The following is an 18,128-nucleotide window of genomic DNA, read 5'->3' as shown; positions in this document are numbered from 1 at the left end:
CTCGCTAACTATTAGGTATGTTAAAACAAAAATGTGAATAGGTAGTAAAACCCATTCACTCCGCAGTTCCATAATATTGATAGTAATAATTATCTTTATCGAGCTTAAAATTATTTAGGACCGTCCCGATAATGTTTGCTTGTGACGAAACGAGTCCATCTTTTGCTTTGACGATGCCTTCTTTTTCAGTTTCACCAGCACTCAGGACAAGGATTGTCCCTTCACATTTATTCGACAAAATTTGTGCGTCTGTTACGGATAGGACAGGTGGTGCATCAAAAATAACAATATCGAAGTATTCTTTCATTTCCTCCATCACTTTGTCCATCATTTTTGAGCCAATCAATTCGGCAGGGTTCGGTGGAATCGGTCCACAAGTGACGACGTGCAAATTGTCGATATCACTTACTTTAACAACGTCCGAAACCGTTGCTTGACGGGTGAGAACACTTGAAAGACCGAGTGTGTTTGTCATGTGGAATGTATAGTGTACAGTGGGTTTTCGCATATCCGCGTCGACAAGTAAGACACGCTTCCCTTCTTGTGCAAAAACAACAGCTGTATTCGCAGCTACCGTCGATTTCCCTTCGCCAGGAGAAGCCGAAGTGAAGAGCAGTGTCTTCAATTCCTGATCTGGCATCGAGAAGTTAATGTTTGTTCGGAGTGTACGGAATTGTTCCGAAACAATCGATTTCGGATTGGCGTTCGTCACAAGTTTACGCGCCGCGCTTTGGACAATTCGATTCTTTTTTCTTTTTTTCGCCATTTACACTCTACTCCTTCTTTTCGTGACTTGTACTTTAGCGTTCTGAATTTCTTTATCTGGAATCGGGCTTACTAACCCTAATATCGGCAATCCAAGTAGTTCTTCAATATCTTGTTCGGTTTTCATTGTTGTATCCAAGTATTCGAGTAAGAAGGCGAGTCCTACACCCAGCATGAGACCGATGATTGCCGCGATTGCCATATTGAGCATCGGATCCGGTTTAATCGGTGACGGATTTTCTGCTAGTTCCGCTTTCGCGAGAATGTTGACGTTGTCGACATTCATAAGTTTTATAATTTCCTCTTGAAAAACAGAAGCGATTGTATTCGCAATTTTCACCGCTTGACCTGGATTCGGATCTTGCACAGCTACGGTTACAACTTGCGAGTCTTCCACGCTGTTAACCGTGATTGCATTGTTAAGCGCACTCGTTGTCGTATCCAAGTCCAGTTCTTCAATGACTTTTGAAAGGATTGCAGGACTTTTAATGATGACATTGTATGTATTAATCAGTTGCAAGTTCGTTTCAATGTCCTGTGCATTAAATTGCGTCGTTTCTTGTTTTGCCTGGTTAATGAGAATTTGTGTCGACGACTGATAGATCGGTGTCAAAACCATAAAACTGATAACGCCACTGATTGTAATCGCAATGACAGTTATGAATGCAATAAGAAAAAGCCTTTTCCGAAGTGTTTTGAACAAATCCTGTAAACTGATTGTTTCTTCCATTATGTATAAGTTCTCCTTTGCCGCTTAGCTAATTTTTGATAATCTTTGTCATTATATCATAATTAATTTCCAATAGACATATGCAATCTTGTCGATCTGTGGGATAATCAAAGAACTTACATACTATTTGTTCTGTTGAAAGGAGTTTCCGATGAATAAGAATGTTTTTTTGGCTTATATAGTTATTTTCCTCTGTATTCTATTATTAGTGGGCAGTTATACACAGTGGAAGAATAAGCTCTCTTCATTTACCCAGCAGTCACCAACAACTGTTGCTTCACCGAAACCTGTTCAAAAAAGTGAAGGCGTGGCTGAATCTGTAAAACCTAAAGAGAATATCGAACAATTGCTATCCCTGACAACTAGTCAAGACAAACAAGTGCAGGAGGTATTCCGTAATCGACTTGAAGCCGGTGAAAAGGTTGATATCCTCATTACTGGATCGAATTTGATGGATTATGGAGAGCCCGGCTATGCGGAACGGTTAAAAACGGCACTTGTCGGTGCATATGGGGATCATATTACTGTTACGGCAATTGGATTCGACGCAACGTCCCAACAATTCATAGACGAGCTGATGGAGGAAAAAATAGATTTGAGTAAGGGCTATGACGTCATTTTGTTTGAACCCTTTACACTCCATGATAATGGGATTGTCACAATTGAAGATGGGCATTCTCACATTAACGCTTTCCGTAGCCACTTGAAAGAGCATGTGGAAGACGCTATCATCGTACTTCATCCGCCCAATCCACTTCATGCGGCCACTTATTACCCAACGCAAGTAACTGCACTTCAATTGTATGCTGAAACGGAAAGCATTCCCTATGTGAACCACTGGGAAGGATGGCCAGATCAGACGAATGAAGAACTGTTAACCTATTTGGAGGACAAGAGTCGGCCGAATAGTGATGGTGCAGAAGTTTGGGCGAATGCATTACGTAGTTATTTCATAGCTAACTAAATGGAGGATCAGACAATGAGTCGCATTGATAAAAAAAAGAAAAAGATATGGCCATGGATTCTAGGGTTTATCGGGGTTTTGCTGTTAGGGGTTGTTGTCTACGGTTTTACAGTTTACAAAGGGTTGACCGATACAGCGAAAGAGATGCACGAACCGCTTGACCGTGAACTATCTGACAAACGTGACGCACCAGTTACTTTCGAAAAGAAAGAACCGTTTTCTGTCCTTGTTCTTGGCGTGGATGAACGTCAAGGCGATAAGGGCCGTTCGGATACGATGATTGTCCTAACTGTGAATCCCGATTCGAAATCTACTAAGATGGTCAGTATTCCGCGCGACACTTACACGGAAATGGTTGGAAGAGGCGTCCAAGATAAGATTAACCATGCCTACGCATTCGGTGGCATTGAAATGTCCATGAACAGTATGGAAGGTTTACTCGACATTCCCATTGACTATGTTGTGCAAGTCAATATGGATAGCTTTAAAGACATTGTCGATGCTGTTGGCGGCATCCAAGTAAATAATACGCTGGACTTTAAAGTCGGCGCAGATTCATTCCCGAAAGGTCAATTGTCGCTGAATGGCGAAGAAGCGCTGGCCTTCGTGCGGATGCGTTATGAAGATCCACGAGGCGACTTTGGACGTCAAGATCGACAGAAGCAAGTTATTCAAGCCGTTATCCGTGAAGGCGCATCTGTTAATAGTTTAGTCAACTACAAAAGCATTTTTGGCGCAATTGGTAAGAACATCCGGACGAATATGACGTTCGACGAAATGGTTGACGTGCAATCGAAATACCGAGACGCTTTCGGAAAAGTTGACCAGCTTTACATTAAAGAAGGTCAAGGTAAAACGATGAATGGCATTTGGTATTACATCATGAATGACACGGAGCTCCAGAATATACAAGGTGAGTTGCAAGCACATTTAGAGTTGTAGACCTGTTCGCTATTTGTACAGCATGATTATTATCCCCCGATCGCAGTAGCGGTCGGGGGATTTTTGTGTTTTCAATATTATTTATCTGTGAAGTTTCAGGTAACAGCGTCTAACACGAATTGCTATAAACCTTTAGCTGATTTGGTGGTCACTTCTTTCAAGACAAATTCTGCGAGCCCCCCTTACAATCTAATTGCAATCATTAGATATATTGCCTATTGCCTATTTCCTTCTTACTGGCTAGAATAGAGACTAACTTGTATTCTATGTACCTACTAATAAAACTATTAAAAAAAGCGCAAAATGAAGGAGAGAATTCATGAAGAAAATCGTTTTTTCAGCATTCGCTACAGGCTCATTGGCACTTTTCGTTGGTGCTGTAGATTCAGAAGCAAGTTCGTATACCGTGCAACCTGGTGACAGTCTTTGGAAAATCGCTTCAACAAACACAGTTTCTTTGGCGGATCTTAAACAATGGAATAATTTAACGTCGGATGTGATTTACCCTAATCAGTCATTGAAGCTTGTGGCTTCCGCAGTAAATGTACCTACGAAGATTAGTAAGAATCCCGTTCAAAGCGTACCTGTATCACAAACAGTTCCTGTTACATCTACAAATACATACTTGGTGACGTCTGGTGATACGTTATCTCGAATTGCTAACCAACATAAAACGACCGTAAGCGCTATCCAACAACTGAATGGGCTAGTCGGTGATATTATCTACACTGGACAAGTGTTGAAGGTAACTGGCAAAATTCAAGCGGTAAAACCGGTAACAACGGTTAAAAAGTCAGAATCAGTTGCTACAACGCCGCCTCCATCGGATATATCTACTTCCCCTAGTGCGGTTTCGACAGATGGAACAGTCCGCATTGCAGCTGGCGATACTTTATCGAGCATTGCATACCGCCAAGGGATTTCGGTTACACAACTTATGAACTGGAATAATTTGACGTCCAGTCTCATCCGTGTTGGACAAGTATTGAAGGTTGAAAATTCACTTGTTGCGACTGTTCCGAATACAAAACCCGTATCGGCACCTGTCGTAGATCCGTCTGTTTCAACTACTCCAAGTACAGTCGGCACGATTGTTTCAACAGCTACCTCATTCCTCGGTACCCCTTACATATGGGGTGGTGCTACTGCTCGTGGGTTCGACTGTAGTGGATATATTTACTACGTATATAATGCGGCAGGCATTAGCGTACCCCGGACAAACACAATAGGGTTTGATGCACGTTCGTATGAAGTGAGCAATCCTCAAATCGGCGATCTGGTGTTTTTCAAGAATACGTACCGATCAGGAATCTCCCATGTAGGCATCTATATCGGCGAAAACAAATTTATCCATGCCGGTGGCGACCGTGTCCAGATTTCAAGCGTGAACGACAGCTATTGGAGTAAACACTTTGACAGTTTTAAACGGCTTTACTCTATGAATTGAGCTTTTAAAGGTCTGCTACCATGAATGATGGTGCAGGCCTTTTTTATATAAACCTCCATTAGGAACGTATCATTAGGCAGGAAAGTAAATTCTAGTTACAGTAAAAAAACGAAAAATCAGCCGGTTCCTTATTGGCTAATTTTTCGTTTTTGTTTTTATATAGTTTATCTAATTATCGATCATTCATGAAAAATTATTGAGCAACTACGATACTAGTAGGAATGGACAGTTTATTACCTGCTTCATCCTTCACATCAAGTGTAGATAGTGCTTTTAATGAAATGCCTTTTGCTAGTTCCGCAACTGTAATCGCTGTTACTTTAATTTCTACAGTTTTAGTAGCAGTTGAACCGATTGCTGCATTCACTTCATTTTTGACTGCTCTTGACTCCCCGTCAACTAGAACTTCGAAGTCAATTTTATCAGCATCAGTAACATTTTCAGAGAATGTTAGCTTGATTGTGTCATCGGCAGTCAATTGTGCTGATGTCACAGTCGGTGCGATGTTCTCCTTCAGAGAAATAGCATTCGTCATGTAAGACAACATTGTTTTTGTAGATCCGATTGCTTTGATATTTTTAATAGCAATATTACGAACACCTGTGTATGTGTTTGAGCCTGCTTTAAGTGTAAGCTCTGCTACTTGTTTGCCATCTTTTTCAGCGTTCAAAAGGATAGATTCAACTTCAGCACCATCGATTGTATAGTTCGAAAGAGTTGTTGCAGTTGCACCATCAACTTTTTGATCGAATGTAACGTTTACTTTGTTATTGTCTTCAGCGTCTTGTGCGATGCTTGTTACTTTAACAACGTTGGTATTTTCTGGCGCACTGTCTTCACCGCGTGTAAATGTAGCCTTTGCAGTTTCTGTAGCTACGTCTGTTGCTGTTTTAACACCGGCAAGTGTGAAGTCCAATGTGTAAACTGCATCTTTCACGTCTTTGCCTTTGAGTAAATCAGCAAGTGATACGCGAACAACTTTTTTATCAGTTGCGTCTTTATATGTTACTGGTGTAGAAGCGATTGTTAGATTAGCTGTTACGAAGTCTAACACATGTTTCCCAGTTGCTGATACAGCTGCGTCAGTCGCAAGAACGACGTCTTTGTCGAATGTGAATTCAAGATATTCTTTTTTATCCATAGTGTCTGTGACGACTGTTGATGAAACTACTTTCGCGGCTACAGTGTCTTTCACAAAAGTGACGACTTTACTATATGCAGCACCTTCTTCTCCACTTAAATCTGTTGTTTTGTCAACAGCCACAGTAACTACACCATTAAGTAAAGATTTTGAAGTAACAATATATCGAGTTGGATTAGATGCATCTTTTTCTACAGTTAAATCTGGATGTCCAGTTGCACTAACTGTTGGCGCTTCAGAAAGTTCTTCAGAAAAAGCTACGACAAATTGTTTTGCACCTTTTTGAGTGATTGAAGAAACTGTAGGAGCGACACCATCTTTAGCTCCTTTTTGGAATGAAACAGTTGATGGGTTAGGTGAAATCAAGTTGCCTGCTATATCTTTCGCGCCGATGAATGTTGCTGTAATTTCTTTTTCAGCAGCTACAGTATTGTCCATCGCAAATACGGCTTCAGTTGCGCCTTTTTCGACATTACCTGTAACTCCAGTCACAGCCTTACCATCTGCCGATTTAAATGTGACAGCCGAGAATGCTTGCATTGGCTCAGAGAATTTCACTTTTACTTTTGAAACACTTACTTGTTCAGTTCCGACGATTGTCGGTGCTATGCTATCAGCTGGAACAGTAAGGAAAGCTTCGTATTTCGCAACGCTTTTACCATTTTTCGTCATTACGTTATCAATAATAACGGCATAACTTTTTTCAAGAAGGTTTGTTGACGTAATGAGTAATGTCTTGCCATCCTTGGATAATTCACCTGAAAGGGCCCCAGTTGGATTGTTATTGTTAGATGTTACTTTTACTGCGCCTGTTTTGAATGCGCCGCTAACCCCATCTTCAAAGACAGATGCAGGATCGATAGCTTGTGTGAATTTAGCTTCAAGTTGTACACCGTTCGCTGCTACTACAGAAGAAACTTTAGCTTCTTGCACATTCAAATTCTCTAGTTTGTACAAGAAAATCGCAAGTTCTCCGCGTTTAATAGAATCAGTTGTGCCAAATTTATTGCCTAGTTTACCTGTAGTAATTTCCTTGTCTACCAATGCTGCAACAGCTTCTTTGTAGCGTGGTGCCACATCAGAAAACGTTACACTAGCCGTATTTCCTGTGATGCTATACGCTTCTGCGAGCATAAGCGCTGCTTCTCCACGTGTAATTGACGCATCCGAACCAAATTTCGTTGTTGTTTTGCCATTAATGATCCCTTTTGCTTTCAATGCATCGACAGCGTCTTTCGCACGAGCAGGAACGTCAGAAAAACCGGAATCGGGAGCATCTGCCAACTCTTTATCACTTAATACGGCATTTGCTATTAGAACTGCAACGTCAACACGTTTGATCGCTTGTTCTGTTCCGAATTTTGTCGGGGAAACGCCTTTTGTGATTTTATGGTCTACTAAATATGTAACTGCCTCTTTATATCTATCGCTAACGTCTGAGAATGTGGATGCAGTTTTAACATCTGCGGATACCACAGGGACAATGGCTGATGCTACAAGTGCTGCTGTTGCAGCAGTTGTGATGAACTTTTGATATGATTTGTTTTGTATAGACATAAGATGTTTTCCTCCTAAAATGATGAATCTTCTATTCTCAATACAGTAGAATAGGATTTTAGTATATCAATATATCCACGAACACTCCACTGGAACATTTTAACTGTTCCACAAAACATTTCAACCATCATTTTACTTATACAATGGACTCCACAACAGACATAACTTCTATTTCTAATCTCTCAAGTGATTGTGCTGCCTCTAGTCGTGACTCCTTCCTAACACCAAAGTAGAATTTACATTTCGGTTCCGTCCCAGACGGACGTATGCAAATCCACGAACCATCCTCCAAATGGAGTTTAATGACATCTGCAATAGGTAAATCGATTTCAGATTGACGTCCATCTGCAGTTTTCACTGTACGAGAATAATAGTCTTCTACGGAAGATACATGGATGCCTCCTACGACTTTTGGCGGGTTATTTCTGAACGTCGCCATGATACGAATGATTCTCTCATTCCCGTCTTTCCCGGAAGCTGTTAGTGATTTCAACGACTCACGGTAATGGCCGACCTGTTCATACAATGCCAACAACGCTTCATATAACGATGAACCCAGCACTTTGTAATAAGCCGCCGCCTCTGCCGTTATAAGGGCAGCTTGAACAGCGTCTTTGTCTCTAACGAAATCGCCAATGAGGTAGCCGTAACTCTCTTCGTAACCGAAAAGGAATGTGTATTCACCTGTTTTCGAAAATGCCTCGATTTTTTCTGAGATGTACTTAAAGCCTGTTAACGTGTCTATTGTAGGTATACCGAATTCGGCCGCAACTGCCCTTCCCATTTCAGATGTCACAATTGTTTTCATTACGACTCCATTTTGGGGTAGGTTACTCTGCGCTTTTCTCTTCATGAGGATGAAATGAAGGAGCACTGCGCCTAACTGGTTGCCACTTAGCAGTTCATATTCTCCTGCAGTCGTACGTACCGCCACTCCTAATCGGTCTGCATCAGGATCTGTCGCCATGAGTAGGTCTGCATTCATTTTTTCCCCGACTTCAATTGCTAGCTCAAATGCTTCTTTCTCTTCAGGGTTCGGGTACAGAACAGTTGAAAAATCAGAATCTGGTAGTTCCTGCTCTGCTACGATATGGACATTTGCAAACCCAAACGCCTGTAACCCTTGCCGGACAGGGATGTTACCCGTTCCGTGGAGAGGTGAATAGACAATAGTCAACGCATCGCGAGATAGATCAGAAGAGCGCAATGTCAGAAGTTGTTTTTGGTAAGCTGCATCAACTTCTTCAAGTACATAGGTTAATAGACCGCTCGCAACAAGCGTTTCCTCGGTAGCTACATCGATCGTGAGGATGTCGTCGATTGTCTTCATATAAGTAAGAATGCCGGCTGCCGCGTCCGGAGGCAATTGCCCACCATCTTTGCCATATACTTTGAATCCATTATATTCTTTTGGATTGTGGCTCGCCGTGATGACTATGCCCGCAAACGCATTAAAATGCCGAATTGCAAACGACAGCTCAGGCGTTGGTCGACTCTCCTTGAACAAGTAGATATGTATGCCGTACTTCCCAAACGTCTTGGCAACTTCCATTGCAAATTCGAATGAATAATGCCGTGTATCATAAGCGATCGCGACACCGCGACGCATTGCATCTATCCCGTTTTCCTTGATATGTAACGCAAGTCCTTCTGCAGCATGCCTAATCGTAAAGATGTTCATTCTATTTGTCCCCGCGCCCAGCAAGCCCCGCATCCCGCCGGTACCAAATTCCAAATAGCGATAAAACCGGTCCTCGATTTCACTGCTGTCGAATTTGATTGTTTGCAATTCTGCGCGTAGCTCTTCGGGGACTAATCCCGAATCAAACCATTTCTTATATTCCACAGTCGTCGTATCCATCTTCATTCCTCCAATTTCCTACACTACGTTTAGTATACCCAACTAGACGCTTGAAGAACAAAAGCGAAAGCGCTTGTTCAATCTAAAGTGTACCCTTTGTAAAGGACATTTTTTAAAAACCTTATATAAGTTGAACCGAAGAATTTAACCAACCGCTGATTTCCGTTCCGAGCGGACGCTTTCCGCGGGCACGGCCTCAGCCTCCTCGTCACTGCGTTCCTGCGGGGTCTTCGGCTCGCGCTGTTCCCGCTGGAGTCGCCGCTCTCCACTTCAATCAGCTGAAGTGAGTAAGAATCATACATTCAACATATTTAGGAAACTTGAAGAAGGTGATGTCTGTATTGTGCAGGCGTCAACTTCTTTAAATTCCACTGACCTTGATAATGATTGTAATAAGTCATATAACTATTTATCTCTCGTTTTTCATAAGGATGTTTCTTCAGTATTCTTTGTTCTTGATTAGTAAATGATATCTTTGACATAAGTTCTGCTGTTGGACTTGTATTTTCCTTGTAATCTCCAGCGAAGGCGCCTTACTGGGGTAGCCGAAGCAATAAGACTGACAGTGGTCTTCTGTCTGGCTTATTGCGGGAGGCATCCCCAAGCGCCAAGCGTTGTTGGTAGGATTCTTTATGTCAACATATAATCGTTGTTATTTTCATTAGAAATAAAAGTACCCCATAAGAGAGATTTTTTTAAAGTGTCTATCTTATAGGGTACATTTTAATCCCTCCCTGCTGGAGTCTAAGACGATAAAAAAACTCCCGCAGTGTTTCTCGGGAGAAGTAATCGTACAATTGACTTAAACCTTATAAATAGCCAGGTTTTTCAAGTAACTCAAACATTTTATTTTTGTATGCTTCGACTCCGGGTTGATCAAACGGATTAACACCTGACAAATAGGCACTCATTGCACATGCTTTCATGAAGAAGTAAATCAGATACCCAAGATTGAATTCATCAAGCTTCGCTAATTCAATCTTGATAACAGGCACGCCGCCTTCCGCGTGTGCAAGTGCGGTACCTTCTTTCGACAGTGCATTAATTTCGTTCAATGATTTGGCCGCTAGATAGTTCAATTCATCCCGGTCATCCCCTTCAAAGGGAATCGCTTGATCATTTCCTACATCATGGAAATGGAGCAATGTCTCAAAAAGGACCCGTCTGCCGTCTTGTATATATTGGCCGATTGCGTGTAAATCTGTTGAATAGGATACGGCTGATGGAAAGATCCCTTGCCTTCCTTTCCCTTCACTTTCTCCAAATAGTTGCTTCCACCATTCATGGAAATATTTCAACGAAGGTTCGAACGAGGCGAGCAGTTCAATGTCATATCCCTTCGAATGAAGCAACTGACGGATTGCCGCGTAACGATAGGCAGCATTCGTTTCAACATCATCATCCTGCAACTCAAGTGCCGCGTAACGCGCACCTTCCAATAATGCTCGAACATCGTGGCCCGATGCAGCAAGTGGCAGCAAGCCGACGGGGGTCAAAACGGAATATCTGCCGCCTATATCGTCTTCGATAATGAATGTACGGTACCCATTCTCATCGGCGAGTTCTTTTAATGTCCCGTGCTTCTTGTCTGTCGTAACAATAATTCGGCGCGAAGCCTCGTCTGCGTAACGCTCTTCCATGTAATTACGCAAGATACGAAAAGCAATCGCCGGTTCAGTTGTCGTCCCCGATTTGGAAATGACATTTATATATACATCATTTTTATCTAGATAGCGTATGAGTCCGTTCAAATATGCCCCGCTCATGTTTTGCCCGGCAAAAACGACTTCCGTTCCATTATCCATATTAAAATACGGGTCTAGTGCATCTTTGACAGCTTTGGCGCCTAGGAAAGAGCCTCCAACACCGATGACCACAAGAACCGTGGCATTTTCTCGAATCTCTTTCGCAGTTTCTTCGATAGTAGTGAGAAGTGTCTCATGATTTCGAAGTGGAAAGTCGAGCCAACCGAGGAATTCCGAACCTCGCCCTATTTTAGTGTGCATCCGACTATGGATTTGTCTTATTTCTTCGCGGTACACATCAAGTTCGTCCTTCTTTGCAAAGTTGTCTAGCAATGTCGTATCTAGGGACAGGGTAGTGTTCTTCTTCAACGTACGTAGCAGAGCTGTTTCCTCCCAGAAATTCAGTTATTTTATTATGCCCAGTCAATATAGCAAACATGCAGTGTATTATACGCTGTTCGTTAATAGAGGGCAATATTTATCCTCCGATATTCATGTCGGTTTACACCGTTCTAATTGTACCAAAAGCTAGTAACGTGGTAATATCAATGTTGTATGAAAAAATACTTGTATAGTAAGTTGTGTTAGATAGTTGGTAGGTTAACCACTTCGACTCGTTCGAGGACAAGCCACACCTTCATTACTTATCAAACACTCAATCTTTACAGTTGCAAAGAGGAGTATTCAAATGGAAATCGCTATTTTAGTACCATGTTATAACGAAGAACAAACGATTGGTACAGTCATTGATGACTTCAAAAGGGAATTACCTGACGCAACAATTTATGTCTATGATAACAACTCTTCCGACCGGACATCAGAAGTTGCACGCGCACATGGTGCAATCGTTCGTTTCGAGCCCCGCCAAGGGAAAGGGAATGTTGTACGCTCGATGTTCCGTGAAATTGAAGCGGATATATATGTAATGGTGGACGGAGACGACACGTATCCAGCAGAGTTTGTCCATACAATCATGGAGCCTGTTCGCACGGGGCAAGCAAATCTTGTCATCGGCGATCGTCTATCGAACGGAACTTACTTCAACGAAAACAAACGTAAATTTCATGGCATTGGAAATAACCTCGTCAAAGGACTTATCAACAAACTTTACAAAAGTAATTTAACAGACATTATGACCGGTTATCGTGCATTCGACCGATTGTTCGTCAAATCGATGCCTATCACAAGCCCAGGGTTTGAAATTGAGACGGAAATGTCTATCCACGCACTTGATAATAAATTTCTTATCAAAGAAGTCGCCATCGATTACCGGGACCGTCCGGAAGGCAGCGAGTCGAAATTGAATACAATTACGGACGGTATCAAGGTGCTTCGCATGATTTTCACGCTTTTCAAAGACTACAAACCAATGCTGTTCTTTACGTCATGGTCTATCCTTTTCCTACTACTCGGTCTTGGTGCCGGTACACCGGTCATCATTGAGTTCTTCCAAACGAACTTCATTACGAAAGTTCCATCCGCAATTTTAGCAGTCGGTTTTGTCCTTCTTGCGATGCTGTCTTTCTCTTGCGCACTCATTCTAGATACAGTCGCGGGCACACACCGGAAACGATATGAACTGGAGTTGAATAGGATAAGAGAACGCACTTCAGGAGGTCGTTGAACCAATGAAATCAATAAGTTTACGGATCGCCGGATTACTGGGAATTAGTCTTTTTCTCAGTTTTTCGGTTTTGTTCTTTTTCACACCTATACGAAATGTACCCGTTTATATCATTTTACTTTTAGCAATTCCCTTGGGATTTTTAGTACATTATGCAATTGGATTCATTGGAATCGCAAAAGGGATGACTCGAGCAAAAAAAGTGAGTTTATGCATCTTCGGTATTTTGTATCCGTTGCTGCTTACAGTGAGCATTCGAGGCGAACAAGCCTTTTTAATGGATAATCACATTGTCCTAATTCTTGGCGTTTGGTTTGGCGTCTTTTCTACCGTTCTAATCGGAACAATGGCAATCCTACGCTTCTTCCTGTCCTTCAATCTCGACAAGGAAGAGAAATCGGTCCCCATATGGAAAATCGCACTCTATGCATTGCCATTTTTAGCTGTGTCTCTCTTCTTCCTCATAGCCTTCTATCCGGGTACGATGACTCCGGATTCGCTTGCTCAATGGGGACAGGCGAAATCGAAGCAATATACAGATTGGCATCCGGTTGTGCACACGTGGCTCATCGGTCTTTTATTGAAAATCCGAGATACGCCCGCCATTATTGCATTGTTCCAGATTTTCATGTTCAGTTTCACAACTGGACTTTTAGGCTACGTCTTAGAACGCGCGCGTATTCCGAAGGCCTTTATCTGGTTAGGTCTAATCATTTTTGCACTTAGCCCAATCCATGCCATCACTTCAATTACCATTTGGAAAGACGTTTCGTTTAGTGTGGTGTTGTTCCTTTTCACTATTCTCATCTTCCTAATTGTGAAATCGGCGGGTAAAGTCCTAAACAGTTGGCCTTTCATCACTTTATTTGTCCTTGCAAGTCTAGGTGTTGTTTTTTTCCGGCATAACGGCTTCCCTGTTTTCGTCGTTACGATGGTATTCGTCCTAATTATGTACAGAACGCAATGGAAAAGAGTTCTCCCAATCACCGTCATGCTCATTTTGACACATCAAATCGTGACAGGCCCAATCTATACAGCACTGAAGGTCCACCCTTCAGATCCGCAAGAAATGCTTAGTATTCCTACACAACAAATCGCAACGATTGTTACTGAAGAAGGGTATATGACGGATGAACAGACGGAATATATTAATCGATTGTTCCCAATCCCACTTTGGACAGAAAAATTCAATCCCTATAGCGTGGATCCCATCAAATTCTCATGGGGCGATTACGATAGATTCGTCATTTATGATGACCCCAAATTGTATGCAAAAATGTGGGGTGAATTAGTCACTCAGAACCCCTATCTCGCAGCAAAAGGATTGTTCAAACAGACTTCCCTTGTGTGGCAAATCAATGAACCCGCTGACGGCTATACGAGTCGATACGTGACAAATATCTATTTGAACAATGAATATGGATTAGTAAACAGTGTACTGAATCCGCAAGTAACAAAAACGGCTTTGAACTATATGAAGACGACTGACAAGGCGAAAGATATTATTTGGCGCCCCGCATTTTATACGTTACTTGCTCTTCTTTTCACGTATATCAGTTATTTGCGAAATAATTGGCGTTCATGGCTGATTCTATTGCCTGTTGCACTCAATACGGGTGCCGTCTTTGTCGGAATCCCCGCACAGGATTTCAGGTACTTACTATCGAACTCCTTTGTCATGTACGCACTGCTGTTCTTTAGCTTCATCAAATTCGATGAGATAGGTAAAGTGAAATGACAGAGCCTCTAAAGAAAACGTCATCCATCGGTATTGGTCTTATGTTGACCGCTGCACTCAGCACCGCACTCGGTCAACTCTTCTGGAAAATGGCCGATGGACTGTTTGACTGGCATTTATGGCTTGGTTTCTTCCTTTATGGTTGTGGCGCGGTGTTCATGACAATCGCTTTTCGATTTGGCCGATTATCGGTCTTGCATCCCCTGTTAACCGTGGGCTATGTATTCGCGATTATTTTTGGTTCTTTTTTTCTCGGAGAAGAGATTACGCGAAATATCTTGATTGGGACAACGTCTATTTTGATCGGTGTTCTGCTAATCGGGGGTGATCGCAATTAGTATGTTATTCGTTACATTGCTCATTACAATGACCTGGTGCGGTGCACTGGGCGGCTATTTCTTGAAAAAGGCTTCTGCACAAGATTTCAAAAAAAATCGACCCGCTTTGATAAAATGGCTATTTATCGGTTTGGTAAGTTACGGAACTGGCGCGATTCTTAATATCATTGCACTCCGTTTCTTGCCCTACACGGTCGTCTTTCCGCTTACGTCCATTACGTATATATGGACGATGTGTTTGTCGGCATGGCTTTTAAAAGAACCGATATCCACACGAAAAATCGCTGGTGTGGCCTTCATTTTGACTGGAACCGTGTTTTTGGTTATTTAAAAACACATAAAGAATGCCTTCGGAATTTAAAATTCCGAAGGCATTCTTTCAGGTTGTACAATATATGACGTTGGTGAAAGAAAATCCCCTTCTCCATGGAACAGGAGAAAGGGATGGAATTTCACTAATGTCATTTTTTTATAAATATCTATGAAACTAAAAAAATCCTGCTACACGCTGATTTCCGTTCCGAGCGGACGCGTTCCGTGGGGCGTGCGGTGAGCCTCCTCGTCGCGAAAACCACGCTCCTGCGGGGTCTCACCTGTCACGCTAATCCCACAGGAGTCGCCGCTCTGCACTCCAATCAGCTAAGAGAATGTAGGAAACATAAGTTTAACACAAATAGAAAAAAAGTGAGATTACCTGTAGAATAAAAGTCGGCCAACGCTTAGCGACAAGTATTGTAGATGAAATGTAAGCGTATGATCCAGTATTAAAAGCGAATTATAGGCTCTATCAAGAACTTCTAAAAGCTATTTCTGATAAGGATTTCAAGGCATTAGAGACTTGTTTAACTAGACCTGTTTCACCTTTAATTTCAAGTTATATGAGAACAAGCTTAAAAACGTTAAAAAAACATCTTCCGTAAAACAGCTTTATTTACCCTAACAATAACGGAAGAATTGAAGTATTGAATCGTATCGCTTATGGATATAGAAATTTCCAGAATTACAAAAACCGTATTATTTTACACTTTAAATTAAAACCATCTGATAAACAAAGCGAACAAAAACAATTACGCTCAAAAGCAGCATAATCCTACTTTTAAGCATTTCACCGGATCAGGCAATTTATATATTCTTATCCAACTTTAACGTGCAATATTAGTTGCTTGTAGTGGAAGATGGCGACTCCAGCGGGAACAGCTAGGAAGAGAAAGAAGTTCACTCTTCCCTAGCTGAAGACCCCGCAGGAAAAGCCGTCACGCAGAACGGCTTTTGCGACCAAAAGCGTTAGCGTTGGGAGCACGGGGCTAGAATGCCTTAATTTCTGCAAATAACGCAGAAATACGGCAAATCGAACCCTTTGCTGTTCGATTGGCTGAAGCCGTGCCCGCGGAAAGCGTCCATCTGAAACGGAAAGCAACGGGATATTTGGAAAACTACATAAAAAGGACTGCCACAAAAAATCAGTTTTACTGATTTTCTAGACAGCCCCGTGACGATTAAATAAACCAATTATAGTCAGCTAAAACTCTTCACCAACGTCATTTGACAAAGAATCTTTTTTTATGTGTTTTTGTTAGCGTCTACAAGTTTCTCCATAATAGCGAGAAGATCATCACGTAAATCTTCACGTTCGAGCGCAAACTCCAACGTCGTTTCTATAAAACCTAGCTTTTCCCCAACATCGTAACGTCTACCCTCGAACTGATAACCGTATACATCTTGAATGGTATTCAACTTTTCAATGGCATCTGTCAGTTGAATTTCTCCACCCTTGCCAATGTTTTTCTCTCCTAGAAACGAGAAAATTTCAGGCGTGAGGACATAGCGACCGACAATCGCAAAATTAGATGGCGCTTCCTCTTGAGTCGGTTTCTCGACGAAGTTTTTCACTTTCATCAAATTCGAATCCGTTGCCACAGGATCGATTACGCCATAACGATGAATCTGATCCAGTGGAACTTCTTGAACACCAATAATACTCGTGCCGGTTTCCTCATACTTGTCCATCAATTGCTTAAGTGCAGGTACTTCACTACTAATGATATCATCGCCAAGCAGGACACCGAACGGTTCATCACCGATAAAGTTCCTCGCACACCAAATGGCATGACCCAATCCAAGTGGTTCTTTTTGACGAATATAATGGATATCTACATTTGAAGAGGCATTCACTTTTTCAAGAAGTTCATATTTCTCTTTTTGAATCAAATTCTCTTCCAACTCAAATGCATGGTCGAAATGGTCTTCGATAGAGCGCTTTCCTTTTCCTGTAACAATAATAATATCCTCGATACCTGCCGCAATTGCTTCATCTACAATGTATTGAATTGTTGGCTTATCAACGATTGGCAACATTTCTTTTGGCATCGCTTTCGTAGCCGGCAAAAACCGTGTCCCTAATCCTGCCGCAGGTATGATAACTTTTTTAACTTTTTTCATAGTGACCTCCAATTAAAGCTGTGTATTCCTCCATTATAGCATATTTACGCTTTACAGCTTTATTACACCTTTATGCATAGGCTAAAATCCTTTTGCTACGACAATCGTAAACGTGTAGACTAATAAATTAGAAGGAGGCTTTCATTTTGAAAAAAACTATATCTCTACTACTCTCTATTCTCTTATTGTCTTTCGTCATTCAAGGGCCGACAACGTCCGCCGCCTTTAGTGACGTTGGTGACCGTTACAAAACTGAAGTCGACTACATCGTCGCAAATAACTATGCCAAAGGAATATCACCTACCCAGTTTGGGACACAAGTATCCATCAAAAGAATTGACGCGGCTGTCATGGTTGCGCGTGCTATGGGGTTCAATGAAAATTCAAAATCCCCAAACGCTGGTTTTACGGATGTCCCTACTAACCGTTTATGGGCTGTCAATGCACTCGCTGCAAAAGGTGTCGTTAGCGGGAAATCCCCTGGTAAATACGGTTCCAACGATACGATGACACGGTCTGAAATGGCCAAGGTGATCTCTTCTGCATATGAACTGAAGGCAAGTCAAGATCGTATTCCATTCACAGATGTCAGCCCAAGATTCCTATCATCTGTTGCGGCACTCGTGGAAAATAACATAACGCAAGGTAAATCGGCCACAAAATTTGGCGGATCCGATGATATTTTGCGCGGTGAATTCGCGATATTCATATACAAAGCTGACGGTCTATCAAAAATTGAGCCACCCGAGGTTGTAGATGTCTCTTAAAATGCTTTAGATGTAGGATATTGTTATTGTATTTTTAAAAAAATATGTTAAAATGAAGTAGTAGGAACAA

At 41.9% G+C, this 18,128-nt stretch carries 15 protein-coding genes and 1 pseudogene; 9 read left to right on the top strand and 7 right to left on the bottom strand.

The window, feature by feature from the left end:
* Nucleotides 1-55 precede the first annotated feature (55 nt).
* Both AC25Y6_RS10135 and AC25Y6_RS10130 read right to left on the bottom strand, forming a co-directional pair.
* Nucleotides 56-766, bottom strand: a complete 711-nt coding sequence (locus AC25Y6_RS10135) for a CpsD/CapB family tyrosine-protein kinase (RefSeq protein WP_488142931.1) — start codon at nt 764-766, stop codon at nt 56-58.
* Nucleotides 767-1,495 carry a YveK family protein gene (locus AC25Y6_RS10130; RefSeq protein WP_488142930.1) on the bottom strand — a complete coding sequence of 243 codons (729 nt, stop codon included), beginning with the start codon at nt 1,493-1,495 and terminating at the stop codon, nt 767-769.
* 151 nt (nt 1,496-1,646) lie between these two features.
* Between AC25Y6_RS10130 and AC25Y6_RS10125 the strand changes: the two genes are divergently transcribed.
* From AC25Y6_RS10125 to AC25Y6_RS10115, 3 genes are all read left to right on the top strand, one after another.
* Nucleotides 1,647-2,459 carry an SGNH/GDSL hydrolase family protein gene (locus tag AC25Y6_RS10125; protein WP_488142929.1) on the top strand — a complete coding sequence of 271 codons (813 nt, stop codon included), beginning with the start codon at nt 1,647-1,649 and terminating at the stop codon, nt 2,457-2,459.
* A gap of 15 nt (nt 2,460-2,474) precedes the next feature.
* Entirely contained in the window at nt 2,475-3,401 is a 927-nt protein-coding gene (tagU, locus tag AC25Y6_RS10120) for a polyisoprenyl-teichoic acid--peptidoglycan teichoic acid transferase TagU (RefSeq protein WP_488142928.1), read from the top strand.
* Nucleotides 3,402-3,720: 319 nt separating this feature from the next.
* Nucleotides 3,721-4,848 (top strand): C40 family peptidase, encoded by a 1,128-nt coding sequence (locus AC25Y6_RS10115; RefSeq protein WP_488142927.1) that lies wholly within the window; start codon nt 3,721-3,723, stop codon nt 4,846-4,848.
* A 193-nt stretch (nt 4,849-5,041) separates the two neighbouring features.
* Here AC25Y6_RS10115 and AC25Y6_RS10110 read toward each other — a convergent pair whose 3' ends face one another.
* From AC25Y6_RS10110 to AC25Y6_RS10095, 4 genes and pseudogenes are all read right to left on the bottom strand, one after another.
* Nucleotides 5,042-7,546: an S-layer homology domain-containing protein gene (locus AC25Y6_RS10110; RefSeq protein WP_488142926.1), complete on the bottom strand. Its 2,505-nt coding sequence runs from the start codon at nt 7,544-7,546 to the stop codon at nt 5,042-5,044.
* 136 nt (nt 7,547-7,682) lie between these two features.
* The gene (locus AC25Y6_RS10105; RefSeq protein WP_488142925.1) at nt 7,683-9,413 is read right to left on the bottom strand and encodes a phospho-sugar mutase; all 1,731 of its coding nucleotides are present in this window, start codon (nt 9,411-9,413) and stop codon (nt 7,683-7,685) included.
* A gap of 305 nt (nt 9,414-9,718) precedes the next feature.
* A pseudogene (locus AC25Y6_RS10100) lies at nt 9,719-9,826 on the bottom strand (IS3 family transposase); the annotation flags it as partial.
* Nucleotides 9,827-10,216: 390 nt separating this feature from the next.
* The gene (locus AC25Y6_RS10095; RefSeq protein ID WP_488142924.1) at nt 10,217-11,521 is read right to left on the bottom strand and encodes a glucose-6-phosphate isomerase; all 1,305 of its coding nucleotides are present in this window, start codon (nt 11,519-11,521) and stop codon (nt 10,217-10,219) included.
* A gap of 319 nt (nt 11,522-11,840) precedes the next feature.
* On the opposite strand from AC25Y6_RS10095, the gene AC25Y6_RS10090 reads away from it, so the two are divergent.
* The 5 genes from AC25Y6_RS10090 to AC25Y6_RS10070 all read left to right on the top strand — a co-directional run bounded on the left by AC25Y6_RS10090 (nt 11,841) and on the right by AC25Y6_RS10070 (nt 15,940).
* Entirely contained in the window at nt 11,841-12,776 is a 936-nt protein-coding gene (locus AC25Y6_RS10090) for a glycosyltransferase family 2 protein (RefSeq protein WP_488142923.1), read from the top strand.
* A 4-nt stretch (nt 12,777-12,780) separates the two neighbouring features.
* Nucleotides 12,781-14,514, top strand: a complete 1,734-nt coding sequence (locus AC25Y6_RS10085) for a DUF6020 family protein (RefSeq protein WP_488142922.1) — start codon at nt 12,781-12,783, stop codon at nt 14,512-14,514.
* The gene (locus AC25Y6_RS10080; protein WP_488142921.1) at nt 14,511-14,852 is read left to right on the top strand and encodes an EamA/RhaT family transporter; all 342 of its coding nucleotides are present in this window, start codon (nt 14,511-14,513) and stop codon (nt 14,850-14,852) included. The genes AC25Y6_RS10085 and AC25Y6_RS10080 overlap by 4 nt, the downstream gene beginning before the upstream one ends.
* Nucleotide 14,853: 1 nt before the next feature.
* The gene (locus AC25Y6_RS10075) at nt 14,854-15,183 is read left to right on the top strand and encodes an EamA family transporter (protein WP_488142920.1); all 330 of its coding nucleotides are present in this window, start codon (nt 14,854-14,856) and stop codon (nt 15,181-15,183) included.
* 598 nt (nt 15,184-15,781) lie between these two features.
* On the top strand, nt 15,782-15,940 hold the full coding sequence (locus tag AC25Y6_RS10070; RefSeq protein WP_488142971.1) for a hypothetical protein: 159 nt from the start codon (nt 15,782-15,784) through the stop codon (nt 15,938-15,940).
* A gap of 472 nt (nt 15,941-16,412) precedes the next feature.
* Here AC25Y6_RS10070 and galU read toward each other — a convergent pair whose 3' ends face one another.
* Nucleotides 16,413-17,291 carry a UTP--glucose-1-phosphate uridylyltransferase GalU gene (galU, locus tag AC25Y6_RS10065; RefSeq protein WP_488142919.1) on the bottom strand — a complete coding sequence of 293 codons (879 nt, stop codon included), beginning with the start codon at nt 17,289-17,291 and terminating at the stop codon, nt 16,413-16,415.
* A gap of 146 nt (nt 17,292-17,437) precedes the next feature.
* Between galU and AC25Y6_RS10060 the strand changes: the two genes are divergently transcribed.
* Nucleotides 17,438-18,058, top strand: a complete 621-nt coding sequence (locus tag AC25Y6_RS10060; RefSeq protein WP_488142918.1) for an S-layer homology domain-containing protein — start codon at nt 17,438-17,440, stop codon at nt 18,056-18,058.
* Nucleotides 18,059-18,128: the final 70 nt, after the last annotated feature.

The organism is Sporosarcina sp. Y1004, assembly GCF_057669665.1.
This window is presented reverse-complemented; position numbering and strand designations above follow the sequence as displayed.